Source organism: Streptomyces sp. NPDC004561, assembly GCF_053602155.1.
Genome location: NZ_JBSGDB010000169.1, coordinates 1 through 17,250, shown reverse-complemented (window position 1 = coordinate 17,250; position 17,250 = coordinate 1). Strand labels below are relative to the sequence as shown.

The 17,250-nt window shown below is 72.6% G+C and carries 16 protein-coding genes; 13 read left to right on the top strand and 3 right to left on the bottom strand.

What is annotated here, in order from left to right; all coding sequences use genetic code 11:
- Window positions 1-324 precede the first annotated feature (324 nt).
- The gene (locus ACWEN3_RS22355) at window positions 325-1,494 is read left to right on the top strand and encodes a cysteine desulfurase family protein (RefSeq protein ID WP_452973711.1); all 1,170 of its coding nucleotides are present in this window, start codon (window positions 325-327) and stop codon (window positions 1,492-1,494) included.
- A 284-nt stretch (window positions 1,495-1,778) separates the two neighbouring features.
- Here the strand turns inward: ACWEN3_RS22355 and ACWEN3_RS22350 are convergent, their stop codons facing one another.
- Window positions 1,779-2,414, bottom strand: coding sequence for an N-acetylmuramoyl-L-alanine amidase (locus ACWEN3_RS22350; protein WP_452973714.1), 636 nt, complete (start codon window positions 2,412-2,414; stop codon window positions 1,779-1,781).
- A 96-nt stretch (window positions 2,415-2,510) separates the two neighbouring features.
- Between ACWEN3_RS22350 and mnmA the strand changes: the two genes are divergently transcribed.
- Window positions 2,511-3,632 carry a tRNA 2-thiouridine(34) synthase MnmA gene (gene mnmA, locus ACWEN3_RS22345; protein WP_452973708.1) on the top strand — a complete coding sequence of 374 codons (1,122 nt, stop codon included), beginning with the start codon at window positions 2,511-2,513 and terminating at the stop codon, window positions 3,630-3,632.
- A gap of 57 nt (window positions 3,633-3,689) precedes the next feature.
- Here the strand turns inward: mnmA and ACWEN3_RS22340 are convergent, their stop codons facing one another.
- Together ACWEN3_RS22340 and ACWEN3_RS22335 are read right to left on the bottom strand one after the other, a co-directional pair.
- The gene (locus ACWEN3_RS22340) at window positions 3,690-4,472 is read right to left on the bottom strand and encodes an alpha/beta fold hydrolase (RefSeq protein ID WP_452973705.1); all 783 of its coding nucleotides are present in this window, start codon (window positions 4,470-4,472) and stop codon (window positions 3,690-3,692) included.
- 63 nt (window positions 4,473-4,535) lie between these two features.
- Window positions 4,536-4,859, bottom strand: coding sequence for a DUF427 domain-containing protein (locus tag ACWEN3_RS22335; protein WP_452973702.1), 324 nt, complete (start codon window positions 4,857-4,859; stop codon window positions 4,536-4,538).
- A 65-nt stretch (window positions 4,860-4,924) separates the two neighbouring features.
- Between ACWEN3_RS22335 and ACWEN3_RS22330 the strand changes: the two genes are divergently transcribed.
- The 11 genes from ACWEN3_RS22330 to gatB all read left to right on the top strand — a co-directional run bounded on the left by ACWEN3_RS22330 (window position 4,925) and on the right by gatB (window position 17,156).
- Window positions 4,925-5,464, top strand: coding sequence for an LOG family protein (locus ACWEN3_RS22330; RefSeq protein WP_452973699.1), 540 nt, complete (start codon window positions 4,925-4,927; stop codon window positions 5,462-5,464).
- Between the two features lie 7 nt (window positions 5,465-5,471).
- On the top strand, window positions 5,472-6,170 hold the full coding sequence (locus ACWEN3_RS22325; protein WP_452973697.1) for an SDR family oxidoreductase: 699 nt from the start codon (window positions 5,472-5,474) through the stop codon (window positions 6,168-6,170).
- Between the two features lie 268 nt (window positions 6,171-6,438).
- Window positions 6,439-7,446, top strand: a complete 1,008-nt coding sequence (locus ACWEN3_RS22320) for a methionine synthase (protein WP_452973694.1) — start codon at window positions 6,439-6,441, stop codon at window positions 7,444-7,446.
- A 15-nt stretch (window positions 7,447-7,461) separates the two neighbouring features.
- Window positions 7,462-9,657, top strand: coding sequence for an NAD-dependent DNA ligase LigA (ligA, locus tag ACWEN3_RS22315; protein WP_452973691.1), 2,196 nt, complete (start codon window positions 7,462-7,464; stop codon window positions 9,655-9,657).
- A 259-nt stretch (window positions 9,658-9,916) separates the two neighbouring features.
- Complete coding sequence (locus tag ACWEN3_RS22310) at window positions 9,917-12,163, top strand: putative bifunctional diguanylate cyclase/phosphodiesterase (protein ID WP_452973689.1); 2,247 nt, start codon at window positions 9,917-9,919, stop codon at window positions 12,161-12,163.
- 375 nt (window positions 12,164-12,538) lie between these two features.
- Entirely contained in the window at window positions 12,539-12,910 is a 372-nt protein-coding gene (locus tag ACWEN3_RS22305; protein WP_452973686.1) for a DUF4267 domain-containing protein, read from the top strand.
- A gap of 26 nt (window positions 12,911-12,936) precedes the next feature.
- Window positions 12,937-13,431, top strand: coding sequence for a cupin domain-containing protein (locus tag ACWEN3_RS22300; RefSeq protein WP_452973683.1), 495 nt, complete (start codon window positions 12,937-12,939; stop codon window positions 13,429-13,431).
- Window positions 13,432-13,588: 157 nt separating this feature from the next.
- Window positions 13,589-13,885: an Asp-tRNA(Asn)/Glu-tRNA(Gln) amidotransferase subunit GatC gene (gatC, locus tag ACWEN3_RS22295; RefSeq protein WP_006130840.1), complete on the top strand. Its 297-nt coding sequence runs from the start codon at window positions 13,589-13,591 to the stop codon at window positions 13,883-13,885.
- A gap of 5 nt (window positions 13,886-13,890) precedes the next feature.
- Window positions 13,891-15,387 carry an Asp-tRNA(Asn)/Glu-tRNA(Gln) amidotransferase subunit GatA gene (gatA, locus tag ACWEN3_RS22290; RefSeq protein WP_452973679.1) on the top strand — a complete coding sequence of 499 codons (1,497 nt, stop codon included), beginning with the start codon at window positions 13,891-13,893 and terminating at the stop codon, window positions 15,385-15,387.
- Window positions 15,384-15,626: a hypothetical protein gene (locus tag ACWEN3_RS22285; RefSeq protein WP_323377045.1), complete on the top strand. Its 243-nt coding sequence runs from the start codon at window positions 15,384-15,386 to the stop codon at window positions 15,624-15,626. Before gatA ends, ACWEN3_RS22285 begins: the two co-directional genes overlap by 4 nt.
- A gap of 15 nt (window positions 15,627-15,641) precedes the next feature.
- Window positions 15,642-17,156, top strand: coding sequence for an Asp-tRNA(Asn)/Glu-tRNA(Gln) amidotransferase subunit GatB (gatB, locus tag ACWEN3_RS22280; protein ID WP_452973675.1), 1,515 nt, complete (start codon window positions 15,642-15,644; stop codon window positions 17,154-17,156).
- Window positions 17,157-17,250: the final 94 nt, after the last annotated feature.

Sequence of the window (17,250 nt, the reverse complement as noted above, 5' to 3'; positions counted from 1 at the left end):
GTCCCACACGGTGTCCTGGAGCCTGTGACCGCCGGCCGGAAGCCCCGAGGACGACGGGGCACCCGGGCCGCGGCCCCCGCCACCAGGGCGGCCGCAGGACCGACACCGACGTGGTCGCCTCCGCCGCGGGCGGCGCCGGGTGGGGCCCGCTTCGGCCGTGGGCGGTGAGCCTTCCGCCGCCCGGCCAGCCCGCTTCCGGTACCGGAAGAGCCTGCTTCCGCCGGTGCCGAGCGTGCGGGCGGCCGACGCCGGGCGCGCCCCCCGTCGACCCGAACCGTGCGCGGCTGAAGCCCGCCGCAAGGGCCCCGTAGAATCGGGCGCACCATGGCTTACCTCGACCACGCCGCGACGACCCCGATGCTCCCGGAGGCGGCAGAGGCGTTCACCGCCCAGTTGAGCATCACGGGCAACGCCTCCTCCCTCCACGCGTCCGGCCGGCAGGCACGCCGTACGGTCGAGGAATCCCGCGAGACCCTCGCGGAAGCGCTGGGCGCCCGCCCCAGTGAGGTCGTTTTCACCTCCGGCGGCACCGAGGCCGACAACCTCGCCGTGAAGGGCCTGTTCTGGTCCCGGCGCGACGCCGACCCGGCCCGCACCCGCGTCCTGGCCAGCCCCGTCGAGCACCACGCCGTCCTCGACGCCGTGCACTGGCTCGGCGAGCACGAGGGCGCCACCGTCGAGTACCTCCCCGTCGACTCCTACGGCCGCGTCCACCCCGACGCCCTGCGCGAGGCCGTCGCCCGCAACCCCGAGGACGTCGCCCTGGCCACCGTGATGTGGGCCAACAACGAGATCGGCACCGTCATGCCGATCCGCGAACTCGCCGACGTCACCGCGGAGTTCGGCATCCCGCTGCACGCCGACGCGGTCCAGGCATTCGGTCAGGTCCCGGTCGACTTCGGCGCCTCCGGCCTCGCCGCGATGACCGTCTCGGGCCACAAGATCGGCGGCCCGTACGGCATCGGCGCCCTGCTGCTCGGCCGCGAGTACACCCCCGTGCCGGTCCTGCACGGCGGCGGCCAGGAGCGGCACGTCCGCTCCGGCACCCTCGACGTCCCGGCCGTCGCCTCCTTCGCCGTCGCCGGCCGGCTCGCCGCCGAGGGGCGCGAGCGGTTCGCACGCGAGATCGGGGCCCTGCGGGACCGGTTGACCGACGCCGTCCGGAGCGCCGTACCGGACGCGATCCTCGGCGGCGACCCGGCGGCCGGGGGCCGGCTCCCGGCCAACGCGCACTTCACCTTCCCCGGCTGCGAGGGCGACTCCCTGCTGCTCCTGCTGGACGCCCAGGGCATCGAGTGCTCCACCGGTTCCGCCTGCACCGCGGGCGTCGCCCAGCCCAGCCACGTCCTGCTCGCCACCGGCACCGACCCGGACCTGGCCCGCGGCACCCTGCGCTTCTCCCTCGGCCACACCTCCACGGAGGCGGACGTCGAGGCGGTCGCAAAAGCGATCGGCCCGGCGGTGGAACGCGCACGGGCCGCGGGGCTCAGCTGACACACGAACCCGGCCGGGACACGCGCCCGGCCGGGACAGGTAACAGCCTACGAGGCGGGTTCCCTTCGCCGGCATTGTCCGGATCAGGTGGTTGGGGGTCGCCTTCGGGTCACCATTACCTTCCGTGGTCTCCGTAACCCTCCGGCCTCTCAGCCCGAGCGATGATGTCGGCACCAGCGGAGACCATCTGCCTCTCGCTGAAGTCGGCTACTCCGCTTGAACTCCCTCACTCGTCCCGTAGGCCTGCACTCAGAATAAATCCGCTCCTACCAGACAAAAAGGGGCTAGCTCTTGATTTTTTTCAGGTATCGCTCCCAGTCCCAGTAGGGCCCCGGATCCGTGTGGTCCGTGCCCGGCACCTCGACGTGCCCGATGATGTGCTCCCGGTCGGCGGGTATGCCGTACCGCCCGCATATCGCCGCCGTCAGCCGCGCCGAGGCCGCGTACATCGCGTCCGTGAAGGACGCGCGCTCCGTCACGAACCCCTCGTGCTCGATGCCGACACTGCGCTCGTTGTACGACCGGTTCCCCGCGTGGAACGCCACGTCCAGCTCCCGCACCAGCTGGGTGATCCGTCCGTCCCGGCGCACTATGTAGTGCGCCGACGCGCCGTGCGCCGGGTCCTGGAAGGCCGTCACCGCCGACGCGTAGTCGCCCTGGGTGACATGGACGACCACCCGGTCCACCGGATAGTCGTCCGGCCGGTTCGCCCGGCGGTAGTTCGCCGGCGAGGCCGCCACCCAGCGCGCGCCCCGGAAGTCCACCGCGCCCGCCACCCGCGGCTTCTCCACCCCCGGCAGCCGCCACCACAGCCGGGACAGCTCCTCGCGGGCCAGCACGGCCGTGCCCACGGCCGCCGCGGCCCCGCCGGCCAGCAGGACCCGGCGGCTCAGCCGCCGGTCCGTGTCGCCGTCGCCCATGATCGCCCCCGCCCGTCCGCCCCCAGGTCCGCCCTCCTGATCGTCAACGGACATCCCGCCGCCCCGGTTCCCGCGGCCCCTTACCCTGGAAGGGTTATGACTGAGACCCCGCAGCGCCCCCTCCGCGTCCTCGCCGCCATGTCCGGCGGCGTCGACTCCGCCGTCGCCGCCGCGCGCGCCGCGGAAGCCGGCCACGACGTCACCGGCGTCCACCTCGCGCTCTCCGCGAACCCGCAGTCGTTCCGTACCGGCGCACGGGGCTGTTGCACCATCGAGGACTCGCGCGACGCCCGCCGCGCCGCCGACGTCATCGGCATCCCGTTCTACGTCTGGGACCTCGCCGACCGCTTCCGCGAGGACGTCGTCGAGGACTTCGTCGCCGAGTACGAGGCCGGCCGCACCCCCAACCCGTGCCTGCGCTGCAACGAGAGGATCAAGTTCGCCGCGCTGCTCGACAAGGCGCTGGCCCTCGGCTTCGACGCCGTCTGCACCGGCCACTACGCCCAGGTGATCGTGCGCGAGGACGGCTCCCGCGAGCTGCACCGCGCCTCCGACATGGCCAAGGACCAGTCGTACGTGCTCGGCGTCCTGGACGACAGGCAGCTCGCGCACGCGATGTTCCCGCTCGGCGACACGGTCACCACCAAGCAGGAGATCCGCGCCGAGGCCGAGCGCCGGGGCCTGGCGGTGGCCAAGAAGCCCGACTCGCACGACATCTGCTTCATCGCCGACGGCGACACCCAGGGCTTCCTGGCCCAGCGGCTGGGCAGGGCCGAGGGCGACATCGTCGACGAGTCCGGCGCCCGGCTGGGCACCCACGAGGGCGCGTACGGCTTCACCATCGGCCAGCGCAAGGGGCTGCGCATCGGCACCCCGGCCCCCGACGGCAAGCCGCGCTACGTCCTCGACATCTCCCCGGTCACCAACACGGTCACCGTCGGCCCGGCCGCCGCCCTGGACGTCACCGCCCTGACCGCGATCAGGCCCCGCTGGTGCGGCGCCGCCCCCACCGGCCCCGGCACCTACACCGCCCAGCTGCGCGCCCACGGCGGCGAGACCGAGGTCACCGCGGCACCGGTCGACGGCGAACTGCGCGTCACCTTCGCCGAGCCGGTCCGCGGGGTCGCCCCGGGCCAGGCGATCGTGCTGTACGACGGCACGCGCGTGGTCGGCTCCGCGACGATCTCGTCCACCACGCGCGCGACGGCGGCCGTCTAGTGCCGTGCCGGGCGTCGCGAGCCGGTGAACCTTTCCGGCCACAGGACTAGCCGCCGCTCACCCCGCGAGGAACTCCGCCAGCACCGGGCCGAGCACCTCCGGCTCCACCATGTGGGTCTGGCCCTCCAGGATCCGGTAGTCCGCCTGCGGCACGGCGTCGGCGATGTCCCGGGACGCCCGGCGCATCCACTCCGGGCTCGCCCCGCCCGCGACCGCCAGCACGGGCACGGAGATCGCGCCCAGCCGGTCCCGGGGGAGCAGGCCGTCGCCCATGACCGCGTCGTCGTACGCGAGGCTCGGTGCGACGGCCTCCAAGCCGGCCCACATCGGGGACTGGCGGGCGCCCCGGATCATCTCCTCGCCGAGACCCGCCAGGCGCAGGAACAGCTCCACCGCGTCCCCGCGCCGGCCCTGCGCGAGCGCCCTGTTCAGGCCCTCCTTGTACGCGGCCTCGCGCTCGGCGCCGCCCGCCAGATGGTCCGCGTAGGGCACCTCGTACACGGCCGCCCGGGCCAGGGGCAGACCGCTCGCCGCCGCCTCCAGGACCAGCGCGCCGCCCGAGGAGACGCCGAACAGCGCCGCGTCGCCGCCCACCGCCTCGATCAGCGCGGCCAGGTCCTCGACCTCACGGGCCACCTCGTACGGCGCCGTGTCACCGCTCCCGCCGCGGCCCCGGCGGTCGTAGACGACGGCCGTGCAGCGGTCCGCGAGCCGCTGGGCCAGGGGCGCCACGGTGCCGCCTGTGGACATCGCGCCGCTCACCAGGATCACCGTGGGCCCCTGGCCGATCACTTCGTAGGCGAGGAAGGTGCCGTCGCGGGAAGTCGTCTTCTTGTCCATGGCCGTGCAGACTGCCGCACGGCCATGGACTCATCGGTCACGACACGGCGAGACCCGGGTCGCTCATGACACTTCCACCTCGTAGAAGCAGAGGTGGTCCTTGATCTCGGCCACCGCCGGCTTCGGGTCCGGATACGCCCATACGAGGTCCGGCGCGTCCGGCAGCGACCAGTAGGACGCCGTGCCCTTGAAGGGGCAGACGGTGTGCGTGTCGGAAGGGGTCAGCAGGTCGAGGCGCACGTCCTCGGCTGGGATGTAGTACCGCACCGCGCAGCCCGTCTCGCGCAGCAGCAGGGGGCGGTCGGTCTCCGCGAGCACCTGGTCACCGTGCACCACGCGCACGTGCCGCTCGCCCTTTTCGATCGTGATGGTGTGTCCTTCGGCCATACCCCAACAGCGCCTGAGGGCCCGCGCTTCTTCCCGGCCGCGGCGGGGGCCGTACGGTGGAGGCCATGAACATCTGCGTCTTCCTGTCCGCCGCCGACCTCGACGAGCGTTACACGCGCCCCGCGCGCGAGTTCGCGGAACTGATCGGCAAGGGCGGCCACACCCTGGTCTGGGGCGGCTCCGACGTCGGTCTGATGAAGGTCGTCGCCGACGGCGTGCAGGAGGCGGGCGGACGGCTGCTGGGCGTGTCCGTGGAGTTCCTGGCCAACAAGGCGCGGCCCGGCGCCGACGAGATGGTCGTCGCCGGCGATCTCGCCGAGCGCAAGAGGCTGCTGCTGGAGAAGGCGGACGCCGTGGTGATCATGGTCGGCGGCACCGGCACGCTCGACGAGGCCACCGAGATCCTGGAGCTGAAGAAGCACGGCCGCACCGAGATGCCGGTGGTGCTGCTGAACACAGCCGGCTTCTACGACGGCCTGCGCGAGCAGTTCCGCCGCATGGAGGACGAGGGCTTCCTGCCGCGTCCGCTCGCCGAGCTGGTGTTCTTCGCCGAGGAGCCGGTCGGGGCCCTGGCCTACCTGGAGGAGCAGCTCGGCATCCACTGATGCGAGCATGGCGGGCATGGCTACTCATGTGATCACCGGGGCCGGTTCCGGCATCGGCGCGGCCGTCGCCCGCCGTCTGCACGCGCGCGGGGACGATCTCGTGCTGCACGCGCGCGACGCGGGCCGTGCGAAGGAACTGGCCGCCGAGTTCCCCGGCGCCCGCACCCTGGTCGGCGACCTCGCGAACCCGGACCGGCTCTCCTGGGCGTTCTCCCACCAGACCCTGCCCGACCGGGTGGACTCCCTGCTGCACATCGCCGGAGTCGTCGACCTGGGCGACGTCGGCGACCTCACCCCGAAGTCCTGGCGGCACCAGCTCAACGTCAACCTGCTCGCCCCCGCCGAGCTGACCCGGCACTTCCTGCCCCAGCTCCGTGCGGCCCGCGGCCAGGTGATCTTCGTCAACTCCGGTGCCGGCCTCAGCGCCGGCGCCGGCTGGTCCGCGTACGCCGCGTCCAAGCACGGCCTGAAGGCCCTCGCCGACTCCCTGCGCCAGGAGGAGCACGGCAACGGCGTCCGCGTCACCACGGTCTACCCCGGCCGCACCGCGAGCCCCATGCAGGCCAAGGTCCACCAGCAGGAGGGCAAGGACTACGACGCCTCGAAGTGGATCGACCCCGAGTCGGTCGCCACGACGATCGTCATGGCCCTGGACCTGCCGAGGGACGCCGAGGTCAACGACCTGACGATCCGGCCCGGTCGGTGAACTCCGGCGCCGCCGGCGACGCGACGGTCCTGGGCGGCGTGGACATCGGCGCCGCGCTTCTCGAACGACCCGTCGTGGGCGAGATGCTCGCCCCGGCGGGCCTCGCGGAGCCGCGCGCGCTCGTTCACGGGCGGCATCTGCCGCCGCCCCGGCGGCCCCACGGCGGCCCTGCTCGACGTCGACGGGGACATCATCGGCGCGGGCAGCCTGCACGGCTGCAGTGAAGGGGGCGGGGTTTCCCGTGGCGGTCACGGCATACCCTGCCGGAGTGAGTGAGAACAGCCAGTTCAGGTTTCCGGCGGCGACCGGCGTGGGCTCCATGCCCGGTGGCGACGCCCGGGAAGCCGCCAAGACGGTGACCGGCAGCTTCGAGGACTTTCCCTTCCTGCCCGAGCTGCCCGCCCGCGGCCCCGGCGCCGACATGATCGGCCGGACCGCCGGAATGCTCGTCGAGCTGTACGCGCGCGTGGAGCCCAGCGGTTGGCGGCTCGGGGACCGGCCGGGCCGGGACACCAAGCGGGCCCGGTCCTGGCTCGGGGAGGACCTGGACGCCCTGGAGGAGTTCACCCAGGGGTACGAGGGCGACCTGAAGGTGCAGGCGGTCGGGCCGTGGACGCTCGCGGCCGCGCTGGAGCTGAGGAACGGCGAGGCCGCGCTCTCCGACGCGGGCGCCTGCCGTGACCTCGCCGCCTCGCTGGGGGAGGGGCTGCGGCTCCACCTGGCCGAGGTGCGGCGCCGGATCCCGGGCGCCCGGATCGTGCTCCAGCTCGACGAGCCCTCCCTCACCGCCGTCCTGCGCGGCCAGGTCCGCACCGCCAGCGGCTACCGCACCCACCGGGCCGTGGACCGGCAGGTCGTGGAGGCGACGCTCCGGGACGTCGTCGGCGTGCACCCCGACGGGCCCGTGGTCGTCCACTCCTGCGCCCCCGACGTGCCGTTCGCCCTGCTGCGGCGGACCGGCGCGGCCGCCGTCTCCTTCGACTTCGCGCTCCTCACCGAGCGTGACGACGACGCGATCGGCGAGGCCGTGGAGGGCGGCACGCGGCTGTTCACCGGTGTCGTGCCGGGCAGGGACGGCCCGTTGTCAGACCCTGCCGGTAGCGTCATGGGTGTCAGGACGCTGTGGCGCAGGCTGGGGCTGCGACCGGGGCTGCTCGCGGAGGCGGTCACAGTGACCCCGGCGTGCGGTCTGGCGGGCGCATCCCCCGCCTGGGCACGCCAGGCGCTCGCCCACTGCGTCCGGGCGGCGAGATCCCTCGCGGACAACCCAGAGTAACGGGAGGACAACACGGTGGCCGGCGACAAGCAAGCGGAGACGACGGCGGTGCCCGCCGAGGCCCGCGACAAGCACGCGCAGCTGGCGGAGCAGGTCGACGAGCACCGCTTCCGGTACTACGTGAAGGACGCTCCCGTCATCAGCGACGCGGAGTTCGACACGCTCCTGAAGTCTCTGGAGGCCCTGGAGGAGCAGTACCCGGAGCTGCGTACCCCGGACTCGCCCACCCAGAAGGTCGCGGGGTCGTACGCGACGGAGTTCACCGCCGTCGAGCACCGCCAGCGCATGCTCTCGCTCGACAACACCTTCAACGACGAGGAGCTGGCCGCCTGGACCGACCGCATCGCGCGCGAACTGGGCGACCAGGAGTACCACTTCCTGTGCGAGCTGAAGGTCGACGGCCTCGCGGTCAACCTGACCTACGAGCAAGGCCGCCTCACCCGAGCGGCGACCCGCGGCGACGGCCGCACCGGCGAGGACATCACCCCGAACGTCCGGACGATCACGGAGATCCCGGACCGCCTCGAGGGCGACGAGGTGCCCGCCCTCGTGGAGATCCGCGGCGAGGTCTACTTCCCGATGGAGAAGTTCCTCGAGCTCAACGAGCGCCTGGTCGCGGCCGGTGACAAGCCGTTCGCCAACCCCCGCAACGCGGCCGCCGGTTCGCTGCGCCAGAAGGACCCGCGCGTCACCGCCACCCGCCCGCTGCACATGGTGGTCCACGGCATCGGCGCCCTGGAGGGCTTCACGGGCATGACCCGTCTCTCCCAGGCCTACGACCTGCTGAAGACCTGGGGCCTGCCCACCTCCCCGCACAACCGGGTGGTCGACGACCTCGACGGCGTACGGGAGTTCATCGCGCACTACGGCGAGAACCGCCACTCCGTGGAGCACGAGATCGACGGCGTGGTCGTCAAGCTGGACGAGATCCGGCTCCAGGGCCGGCTCGGCTCCACCGCGCGGGCGCCCCGCTGGGCCATCGCGTACAAGTACGCGCCGGAAGAGGTCAACACCAAGCTCATCGACATCAAGGTGGGCGTCGGCCGCACCGGCCGCGTCACGCCGTACGCCCAGGTCGAACCGGTCACGGTCGCGGGCAGCGAGGTGGAGTTCGCCACCCTGCACAACCAGGAGGTCGTCAAGGCCAAGGGCGTGCTCATCGGCGACACGGTCGTCATCCGCAAGGCCGGTGACGTCATCCCGGAGATCCTCGGCCCGGTGGTCGACCTGCGGGACGGCGGCGAGCGGGAGTTCGTGATGCCGGGCGAGTGCCCCGAGTGCGGCACACCGCTGCGGCCCATGAAGGAGGGCGACATCGACCTCCGCTGCCCGAACGCCCGTACCTGCCCGGCCCAGTTGCGGGAGCGCGTCTCCTACCTGGCGGGCCGGGAGTGCCTGGACATCGAGCACTTCGGCGCGGTGGCCGCCGCCGCGCTCACCCGCCCGCTGGAGCCGGCCGAGCCGCCGCTGGTGGACGAGGGCGACCTGTTCGACCTGACGGTGGAGAAGCTGCTGCCCATCAAGGCCCACGTCCTCGACCCGGACAGCGGCCTGCCCAAGCGGGACCCCAAGACCGGCGAGGAGAAGGTCGTCACGGTCTTCGCCAACCAGAAGGGCGAGCCGAAGAAGAACACCCTCGCCCTGCTGGAGAACATCGAGGCGGCCAAGCAGCGCCCGCTGGCGCGGTTCCTCAACGGGCTGTCGATCCGGCACGTGGGCCCGGTGGCGGCCCAGGCCCTCGCCCGCGAGTTCCGCTCCGTCGACCGCATCGAACAGGCCACCGAGCAGGAGCTGGCGGCCACCGACGGGGTCGGCCCGATCATCGCGGCCGCGCTCAAGGAGTGGTTCGCCGAGGACTGGCACCGCGAGATCGTCCGCAAGTGGAGGGCCGCCGGAGTCCCGCTGGAGGAGCAGGCGTCCGGCGAGGACGAGGGGCCGCGTCCGCTGGAGGGGCTCACCGTCGTCGTCACCGGCACCCTGGAGAACTTCACCCGGGACGGCGCCAAGGAGTCGCTGCAGAGCCGGGGCGCGAAGGTGACCGGTTCGGTCTCGAAGAAGACCTCGTTCGTCGTCGTGGGTGACAACCCCGGATCGAAGTACGACAAGGCCATGCAACTGAAGGTTCCCGTCCTGAACGAGGACGGTTTCGCCGTCCTCTTGGAGCAGGGACCCGAAGCGGCGGCCGAAGTCGCGCTTTCGGCCGGGGAGTAGCGGTTGAAGGCCACCCGATCGGCGCATATCAGATGCATACGGGTGGCTCGGGCGCATTCGGGCAACCGTCGACGACCGGTGCCCGTGGAAGCCTTCTGCGGCCTACTGTTGAGATGTGCGCCTGCCGTGCCCAGCTGCGGTTGGGGCATCCCCGCGCTCTTCGCGGGCGCGGGGAAGGGTTCTTCAACGCGGAGCTGCTGATGGGTGTGGGACATCGGGCCGCGTGGCGTGGGCACCGCCGGCTGTGAGAGGGACGGGAATGGAACCGACCGAGAGCGCCGCCCCGGACTCACTGCTGCGCCTTCGCCGCCGTGCGGTCGCGTGGCGGGCGAACCGGTGGCCGGGACGGGGCGCCCAGCGCACGCGTGTGCACACGCGTACGGCCGGGGCCGGCGCCGCCACCGACGCGCACATACCCCTGGCCCTCGAGCCCGCCCCCGGCCTGACCGGCACCGGCGCCGACGCCGACGCCGAGCGGCACCTGTCCTGGCCCACGCTGCCCGCGACCGTCGTGGCCGCCGCCGGCCTCGTCCTCGGCGCCGGTTTCTACCGCGCCTTCACCGGCCACCACCCCCTCTTCCCGTGCGCCACGGTCGGCTGGGCGCTGGCCCTGCTCACCGGGGTCATCGTCGGTCACCTCGTGATGCTGGGCCGCGCCCGCTGGTGGGGCGGCACCGGCTCCGGCGCCGCCCTCACCCTCGCCGTACTGCTGCTCTACGGCTGGGTGCCGGCCGGCATGGTCAGCCTCACCGTCGTCGTCCTGGTCGGCATCGCCCGGCGGCACCGCTGGCGCCAGGGCGTGCTGCACGGCGCGGTGGACATCCTCGGCATCGCCGCCGGCGCCCTGCTGCTCGGCGCGTTCGGCCGGGTCCCCAGCGTCGAGGCGCCCTGGTGGCCGCACAGCTGGAGCGTCACCACCGCGCCCGAGGTCGTCCTCGTGGCGGTCGCCTACCTCGCCGTCAGCCGGGGCCTGTTGTGGTACCTGCACGCCCCGCGCGGCGGCGGACTGCCCACCGTGGCCCGCACCGCCCTGATCAGACAGGGCCTCGTCGCCGTCGCGCTGCTCGGCATCGCGCCCCTGCTGTGCGTGGTCGCCGAGGCCCAGCCGGTGCTGCTTCCGCTGTTCGCCATCCCGCTCATCGCCCTCGACTCCACCCTGTGGATGGCCCGCGCCCGCGCCGAGGAGCAGCTGCGCGACCCGCTGACCGGGCTGCCCAACCGGCAGTGGCTGCTGGACCGGATCTGGACCGCCCTCGACGACGCCGAGCGCATCGGCGCCCGCGCCGCCCTCATGCTGATCGACCTCGACCGGTTCCGGTCGGTGAACGACACCCTCGGTCATCTCGCCGGTGACCGGCTGCTGCTCCAGATCGCCGACCGGCTCCGGCTCGCCCTGCCGCGCGGCGCGGAGGCCGCCCGGCTCGGCGGTGACGAGTTCGCCGTTTTACTGCCCGTCGCAGACTCCACCACGTCGGCCACCCGGGTCGCCCGGGGCCTGGTCACCGCCCTCAGCTCCCCGCTCGACCTCGACGGTCTCACCCTGGTGCTGGAGGCCAGCGCCGGCGTCGCCGTCTTCCCCGACCACGCCCTGGACGCCGAAGGGCTGCTGCGCCGGGCCGATGTGGCGATGTACCAGGCGAAGCGGGACCGTACGGGCGTCGAGGTGTACGAGTCCAAGCGGGACTCCAACACCCCGGACCGCCTCGGCCTCCTCGGCGATCTGCGCCGGGCGCTGGACGCGCACGAGGTGCAGTTGCACTACCAGCCCAAGGTCCGCTTCGACGGACAGGTCGCCGGGCTGGAGGCGCTGGTCCGCTGGGTGCACCCCGAGCGGGGCAAGGTGCCGCCGGACGAGTTCATAGCGATAGCGGAGTCGTCGGGGCTGATGCCCCATCTGACGGAGTACGTGCTGGAGACCGCGCTCGGCCAGGTGGCCCGCTGGCGGGCCCAGGGACTCAGGGTGCCGGTGGCCGTGAACGTCTCGCCGCGCGACGTGCACACGCCCGGTTTCGCCGGCTCCGTGGCCGCGCGGCTGGCCCGGCACGGGGTCCCCCCCGGCGCGCTCCAGCTGGAGATCACCGAGCACGTGCTGCTGGAGGACCCGCAGCGGGCCGCCGACACCCTCGCGGGGCTGACCGGGCACGGCGTGAAGATGTCCCTGGACGACTTCGGCACGGGCTACTCCTCGCTGGTCCATCTGCGCCGGCTGCCGGTGAGCGAGCTGAAGATCGACCGCTCGTTCGTGGCCCGGCTGGCCGTGGACAACGAGGACGCGGAGATCGTGCGCTGCACCGTCGACCTCGCGCACTCGCTCGGCCTGCTGGTCGTCGCCGAGGGCGTGGAGGACGACGAGACGTGGGAGCGGCTGCGGGACCTCGGCTGTGACGCCGTGCAGGGCTGGCTGGTCGCCGCCGCGATGCCGCCCGAGGAGACGACGGCGTGGCTGCTGGCGCGAGGGTCGCGCGGGTGGCAGCGGCCGCGCGCGGCGCTGCCGGCCGCCGAGTAGTTCCCCCGCCCGGGCCGTCGTCCAGGCCCCCGCGAAGCGCCTCGGCAGGATTCCAGACGTTCCTCGTGGCCCCGTTCCGGCAGGCGGCTGTTCCGCATGAGGGTGGCCAGGCCGTGCGGGGACGCCCGGGCGGCGTAGAGGGCGGGCCGGTGCGCCAAGGGACGTGTACGTCTGCGCGACCGCCGCCGGCGCCTCCCGCGTGTCCGGCCCCCGGCCGCGCCGCGCAGCTCCGCCGCGAGGCCGGCGAAGCCCCGCACCACGACCGCGGCCGTGAATCGCGCTTCCTTGCTTTCTAGCGGCGCTAGTAAAACTGGCCCCGATCTGCTAGCTTCGCTTCTATTCCTAGCGTTGCTAGACACGGGTCAAGGAGTCCGCATGACTGCCACCGCCTACTCGCTCGCCGTTCTGCTCGACCTGTTCGTGCTGCTGATCGGGGCCCGGTTCGTGCTCCAGCCCCGGGCCGCCGCCGTCGGATACGGCGCCCCGGCCGATCCCGGCGGGGACGCCGGCCCCTACCTCGCGATCAAGGGCCTGCGGGACGGCGCCTACGGCGTCGTGGGCCTGGCCCTGCTCGCCTTCGCCGGAGCCCACGCCGAGGCCTGGTTCATGCTCTGCGTGGCACTCGTGCCGCTCTTCGACACGCTGATCGTGCTGCGCGGCGGCGGCCCGAAGGCCGTGGCCTTCGGGATCCACTTCGCCACCGCGGTCGTTGTACTGATCAGCGCCGGACTGCTGTTCGCGGTCTGACCACATCTGACAGGGGGAGACACGCCATGTCGCTGTTCGTACCGAAGTTCGACGAGACGGTTCTGGTGCGGGAGGCCGGCGCGGAGGTGGTCGGCCGGGATCCCGCCGCCGTCCGGCTGCTGGCCGACAGCAGTGCCACCGGCGGCGCGCTGAGCACCGTGCGCGTCACCCTCGCGGAGGGCGCCGACGGGGCCCACCCGCATGTGCACCACCACTCCGCGGAGATGTTCTACCTGCTCGACGGCGCCGCCGAGGTGCTCTCCGGCGACGACGTGGTCACCGCCGAGCGCGGCGACCTGATCGTCGTCCCGCCCGACCGGCCGCACGCCTTCGCCGCCGCCCCGGGCGCCACGGCCGACCTCCTGATCGTCATCACGCCCGGCGTCGAGCGCTTCGAGTACTTCCGCCACCTCCAGCGCATCCGCCTCGGCGAGGCCACACCGGACAGCCTTCTGGAGGTGCAGGAGCGGTACGACAACCACTTCCTGAAGAGCGCAGCCTGGGACGGCCGACGCGGCTGAGGAGGGGGGCCCGGCAAACCGTTTCACGGCCACCCGGCCCCGCCCCATAGGATTGGGGACTGGCGTCACATCTCCGCCTGCCGCGCTTCGGACGGACGGCGGACACGTGACGCCAGCCCCGGCCCAACCGCACACACTCACCCCAGAGGATCGCTGCATGCCTGGCATCACGCGCGAGGAGGTCGCCCACCTCGCCCGGCTGGCGCGTCTGGAGCTGAAGCCCGAAGAACTCGACCACTTCGCAGGCCAGCTGGACGACATCATCGGCGCGGTCGCCCGCGTCAGCGAGGTCGCCGACCAAGACGTACCGCCGACCTCGCACCCGCTCCCGCTGACGAACGTCATGCGCGCGGACGAGGTCCGTCCCTCGCTCACCCCCGAGCAGGCGCTCTCCGGCGCCCCCGCCCAGGAGCAGCAGCGTTTCAAGGTGCCGCAGATCCTGGGGGAGGAGTGACCACCATGACGGACACCATCATCAAGCTCACCGCGGCCGAGATCGCCGCGAGGATCGCCTCCGGCGAGCTCACGGCCGTCGAGGTCACCGAGGCCCACCTCGCCCGGATCGAGGCCGTCGACGAGAAGGTGCACGCCTTCCTGCACGTCGACCGCGAGGGCGCCCTCGCCCAGGCCCGCGCCGTGGACGAGAAGCGCGCCCGCGGCGAGAAGCTCGGCCCACTGGCCGGCGTGCCGCTCGCGCTCAAGGACATCTTCACCACCGAGGGCATCCCCACGACCGTCGGCTCGAAGATCCTCGAGGGCTGGATCCCGCCGTACGACGCGACGCTCACCAAGCGGCTGAAGGCCGCCGACGTCGTCATCCTCGGCAAGACCAACATGGACGAGTTCGCCATGGGGTCCTCCACCGAAAACAGCGCGTACGGCCCGACCGGCAACCCGTGGGACCTCACCAAGATCCCCGGCGGCTCCGGCGGCGGTTCCTCCGCCGCGCTCGCCGCCTTCGAGGCCCCGCTCGCCATCGGCACCGACACCGGCGGCTCCATCCGCCAGCCGGCCTCCGTGACCGGCACGGTCGGCGTGAAGCCGACCTACGGCGCGGTGTCCCGCTTCGGCATGGTCGCCTTCTCGTCCTCCCTGGACCAGGGCGGCCCCTGCGCCCGCACGGTCCTCGACGCAGCCCTGCTGCACGAGGTCATCGCCGGGCACGACCCGATGGACTCCACCTCCATCGACGCCCCGGTCCCGCCGGTCGTCGAGGCCGCCCGCAACGGCAGCGTCGCCGGGATGCGCGTCGGCGTGGTCAAGCAGTTCCGCGGCGAGGGCTACCAGGCCGGCGTCATCCAGCGCTTCGACGAGTCCGTCGAGCTGCTGAGGGGGCTGGGCGCCGAGATCGTCGAGCTGGACTGCCCGTCCTTCGACCTCGCGCTGTCGGCGTACTACCTGATCGCGCCGTCCGAGTGCTCCTCCAACCTCGCCCGCTTCGACGGCCTGCGCTACGGCCTGCGGACCGGCGACGACGGCGGCCACTCGGCGGAGGAGGTCACCTCCCTGACCCGCGAGGCCGGCTTCGGCCCCGAGGTGAAGCGGCGCATCATGCTCGGCACGTACGCGCTGAGCTCCGGCTACTACGACGCCTACTACGGCTCCGCGCAGAAGGTCCGCACGCTCATCACGCGCGACTTCGAGAAGGCCTTCGAGCGGGTCGACGTGATCGTCTCCCCGACGACCCCGACCACCGCCTTCGCGATCGGCGAGCGCGCCGACGACCCGATGGCGATGTACCTCGCGGACCTGTGCACCATCCCGACCAACCTGGCGGGCAACGCGGCCATGTCCCTGCCCTGCGGTCTCGCCCCGGAGGACAACCTCCCGGTGGGCCTGCAGATCATCGCCCCGGCGATGCAGGACGACCGTCTGTACAGGGTCGGCGCCGCCGTCGAGGCCGCCTTCGTGGAAAAGTGGGGTCACCCGCTGCTGGAGGAGGCTCCGTCGCTGTGAGCAAGGCACTGTCCAAGGCCAAGGGCTTCAAGAAGTCCAAGTCCGGTACGTACCTGTCCATGGCCACCACCGCGTTCGGCGCGGTCGGTGTCGCCAAGCAGATCAAGAAGGCCCGCGCCGAGCACGACACGCTGCGGCTGATCGACGCCACGGTGTCCGCCGTGGCGATCGTGACCGGCCTCGCGATCCTCTACCGCGAGCTGAAGCGGCTGGGCGACGACGACGTCCTGCTGGGCTGAGAGGGAAGTTTCACCGTGACCACCACGACCGACCTGGTGTCGTACGAGGACGCGCTGGCGTCCTACGACCCCGTCATGGGCCTTGAAGTCCATGTCGAACTCGGCACCAACACCAAGATGTTCTGCGGCTGCTCGACCGCGCTCGGCGCGGAGCCGAACACGCAGACCTGCCCGGTCTGCCTCGGCATGCCCGGCGCGCTCCCGGTCGTCAACGCGACCGGCGTCGAGTCCGCGATCAAGATCGGTCTCGCGCTGAACTGCGAGATCGCCGAGTGGTGCCGCTTCGCCCGGAAGAACTACTTCTATCCGGACATGCCGAAGAACTTCCAGACCTCCCAGTACGACGAGCCGATCGCCTTCAACGGCTACCTCGACGTGCAGCTGGAGGACGGCGAGAGCTTCCGCGTGGAGATCGAGCGCGCCCACATGGAGGAGGACACCGGAAAGTCGACGCACGTCGGCGGCGCCACCGGCCGTATCCACGGCGCGTCCCACTCCCTGCTCGACTACAACCGCGCGGGCATCCCGCTCATCGAGATCGTCACCAAGCCGATCGTGGGCGCCGGTGAGCGCGCCCCCGAGGTGGCGCGGGCGTACGTCCGTGAGCTGCGCGAGGTCATCCGTGCCCTCGGCGTGTCCGAGGCCCGCATGGAGATGGGCCAGATGCGCTGCGACGTGAACCTGTCGCTGATGCCCAAGGGCGGCGACAAGTTCGGCACGCGCTCGGAGACGAAGAACGTCAACTCGCTGCGTTCCGTGGAGCGCGCGGCCCGCTTCGAGGTCATGCGGCACGCGGCCGTGCTGTCGTCCGGTGGCACGATCGTCCAGGAGACCCGGCACTTCCACGAGGACACCGGTTCCACGACGTCCGGCCGTGTGAAGGAGGAGGCCGAGGACTACCGGTACTTCCCGGAGCCCGACCTCGTCCCCGTCGCCCCGTCCCGTGAGTGGGTCGAGGAGATCCGCGCCGCGCTGCCGGAGATGCCGCTGGTCCGCCGCACCCGGCTGCTCGCCGAGTGGGGCATCTCGGCCACCGACATGCAGGCGATCCTGAACGCCGGTGCGCTGGACCTGATCGTGGCCACGATCGACGCCGGTGCCGACGCGGCCTCCGCCCGCAAGTGGTGGATGGGCGAACTGGCGCGCAGCGCCAACGAGTCGGGCAAGGCGCTGGACGAGCTGTCGATCACGCCGGAGCAGGTGGCCCGCGTGACCGCGCTGGTCGCCGAGGGCTCCCTGAACGACAAGCTGGCCCGCCAGGTCATCGAGGGCGTTCTCGCGGGCGAGGGCACCCCGGACGAGGTCGTCGACAAGCGCGGCCTGAAGGTCGTCTCCGACGAGGGCGCGCTGACCGCCGCCGTCGAGGAGGCCATCGCCGGCAACCCGGGCGTGGCCGACAAGATCCGCGGCGGCAAGGTGGCCGCGGCCGGCGCCCTGGTCGGCGCGGTCATGAAGGCCACCCGGGGCCAGGCCGACGCGGCCCGCGTCAAGGAGCTGATCCTGCAGAAGCTGGGCGTCAGCGAGGGCTGACGGCCGCCGACAGCCGTGGGGGGATGTGCCGGGTCCGGCACCTCCCCCCCCGGCGGCGTGGCGCCGGGCGGCGGCGCGACGCTCGCCCGGCCGG

What these genes read in the sequence shown, in the direction of transcription:
- ACWEN3_RS22335 (WP_452973702.1), bottom strand. Translation starts at nt 4,859, where the DNA reads ATGGCCGAAGGACACACCATCACGATCGAAAAGGGCGAGCGGCACGTG.
- ACWEN3_RS22330 (WP_452973699.1), top strand. Translation starts at nt 4,925, where the DNA reads ATGAACATCTGCGTCTTCCTGTCCGCCGCCGACCTCGACGAGCGTTAC.
- ACWEN3_RS22300 (WP_452973683.1), top strand. Translation starts at nt 12,937, where the DNA reads ATGTCGCTGTTCGTACCGAAGTTCGACGAGACGGTTCTGGTGCGGGAG.
- ACWEN3_RS22325 (WP_452973697.1), top strand. Translation starts at nt 5,472, where the DNA reads ATGGCGGGCATGGCTACTCATGTGATCACCGGGGCCGGTTCCGGCATC.
- ACWEN3_RS22305 (WP_452973686.1), top strand. Translation starts at nt 12,539, where the DNA reads ATGACTGCCACCGCCTACTCGCTCGCCGTTCTGCTCGACCTGTTCGTG.
- mnmA (WP_452973708.1), top strand. Translation starts at nt 2,511, where the DNA reads ATGACTGAGACCCCGCAGCGCCCCCTCCGCGTCCTCGCCGCCATGTCC.
- ACWEN3_RS22355 (WP_452973711.1), top strand. Translation starts at nt 325, where the DNA reads ATGGCTTACCTCGACCACGCCGCGACGACCCCGATGCTCCCGGAGGCG.
- ACWEN3_RS22340 (WP_452973705.1), bottom strand. Translation starts at nt 4,472, where the DNA reads ATGGACAAGAAGACGACTTCCCGCGACGGCACCTTCCTCGCCTACGAA.
- gatC (WP_006130840.1), top strand. Translation starts at nt 13,589, where the DNA reads ATGCCTGGCATCACGCGCGAGGAGGTCGCCCACCTCGCCCGGCTGGCG.
- ACWEN3_RS22310 (WP_452973689.1), top strand. Translation starts at nt 9,917, where the DNA reads ATGGAACCGACCGAGAGCGCCGCCCCGGACTCACTGCTGCGCCTTCGC.
- gatA (WP_452973679.1), top strand. Translation starts at nt 13,891, where the DNA reads ATGACGGACACCATCATCAAGCTCACCGCGGCCGAGATCGCCGCGAGG.
- ACWEN3_RS22350 (WP_452973714.1), bottom strand. Translation starts at nt 2,414, where the DNA reads ATGGGCGACGGCGACACGGACCGGCGGCTGAGCCGCCGGGTCCTGCTG.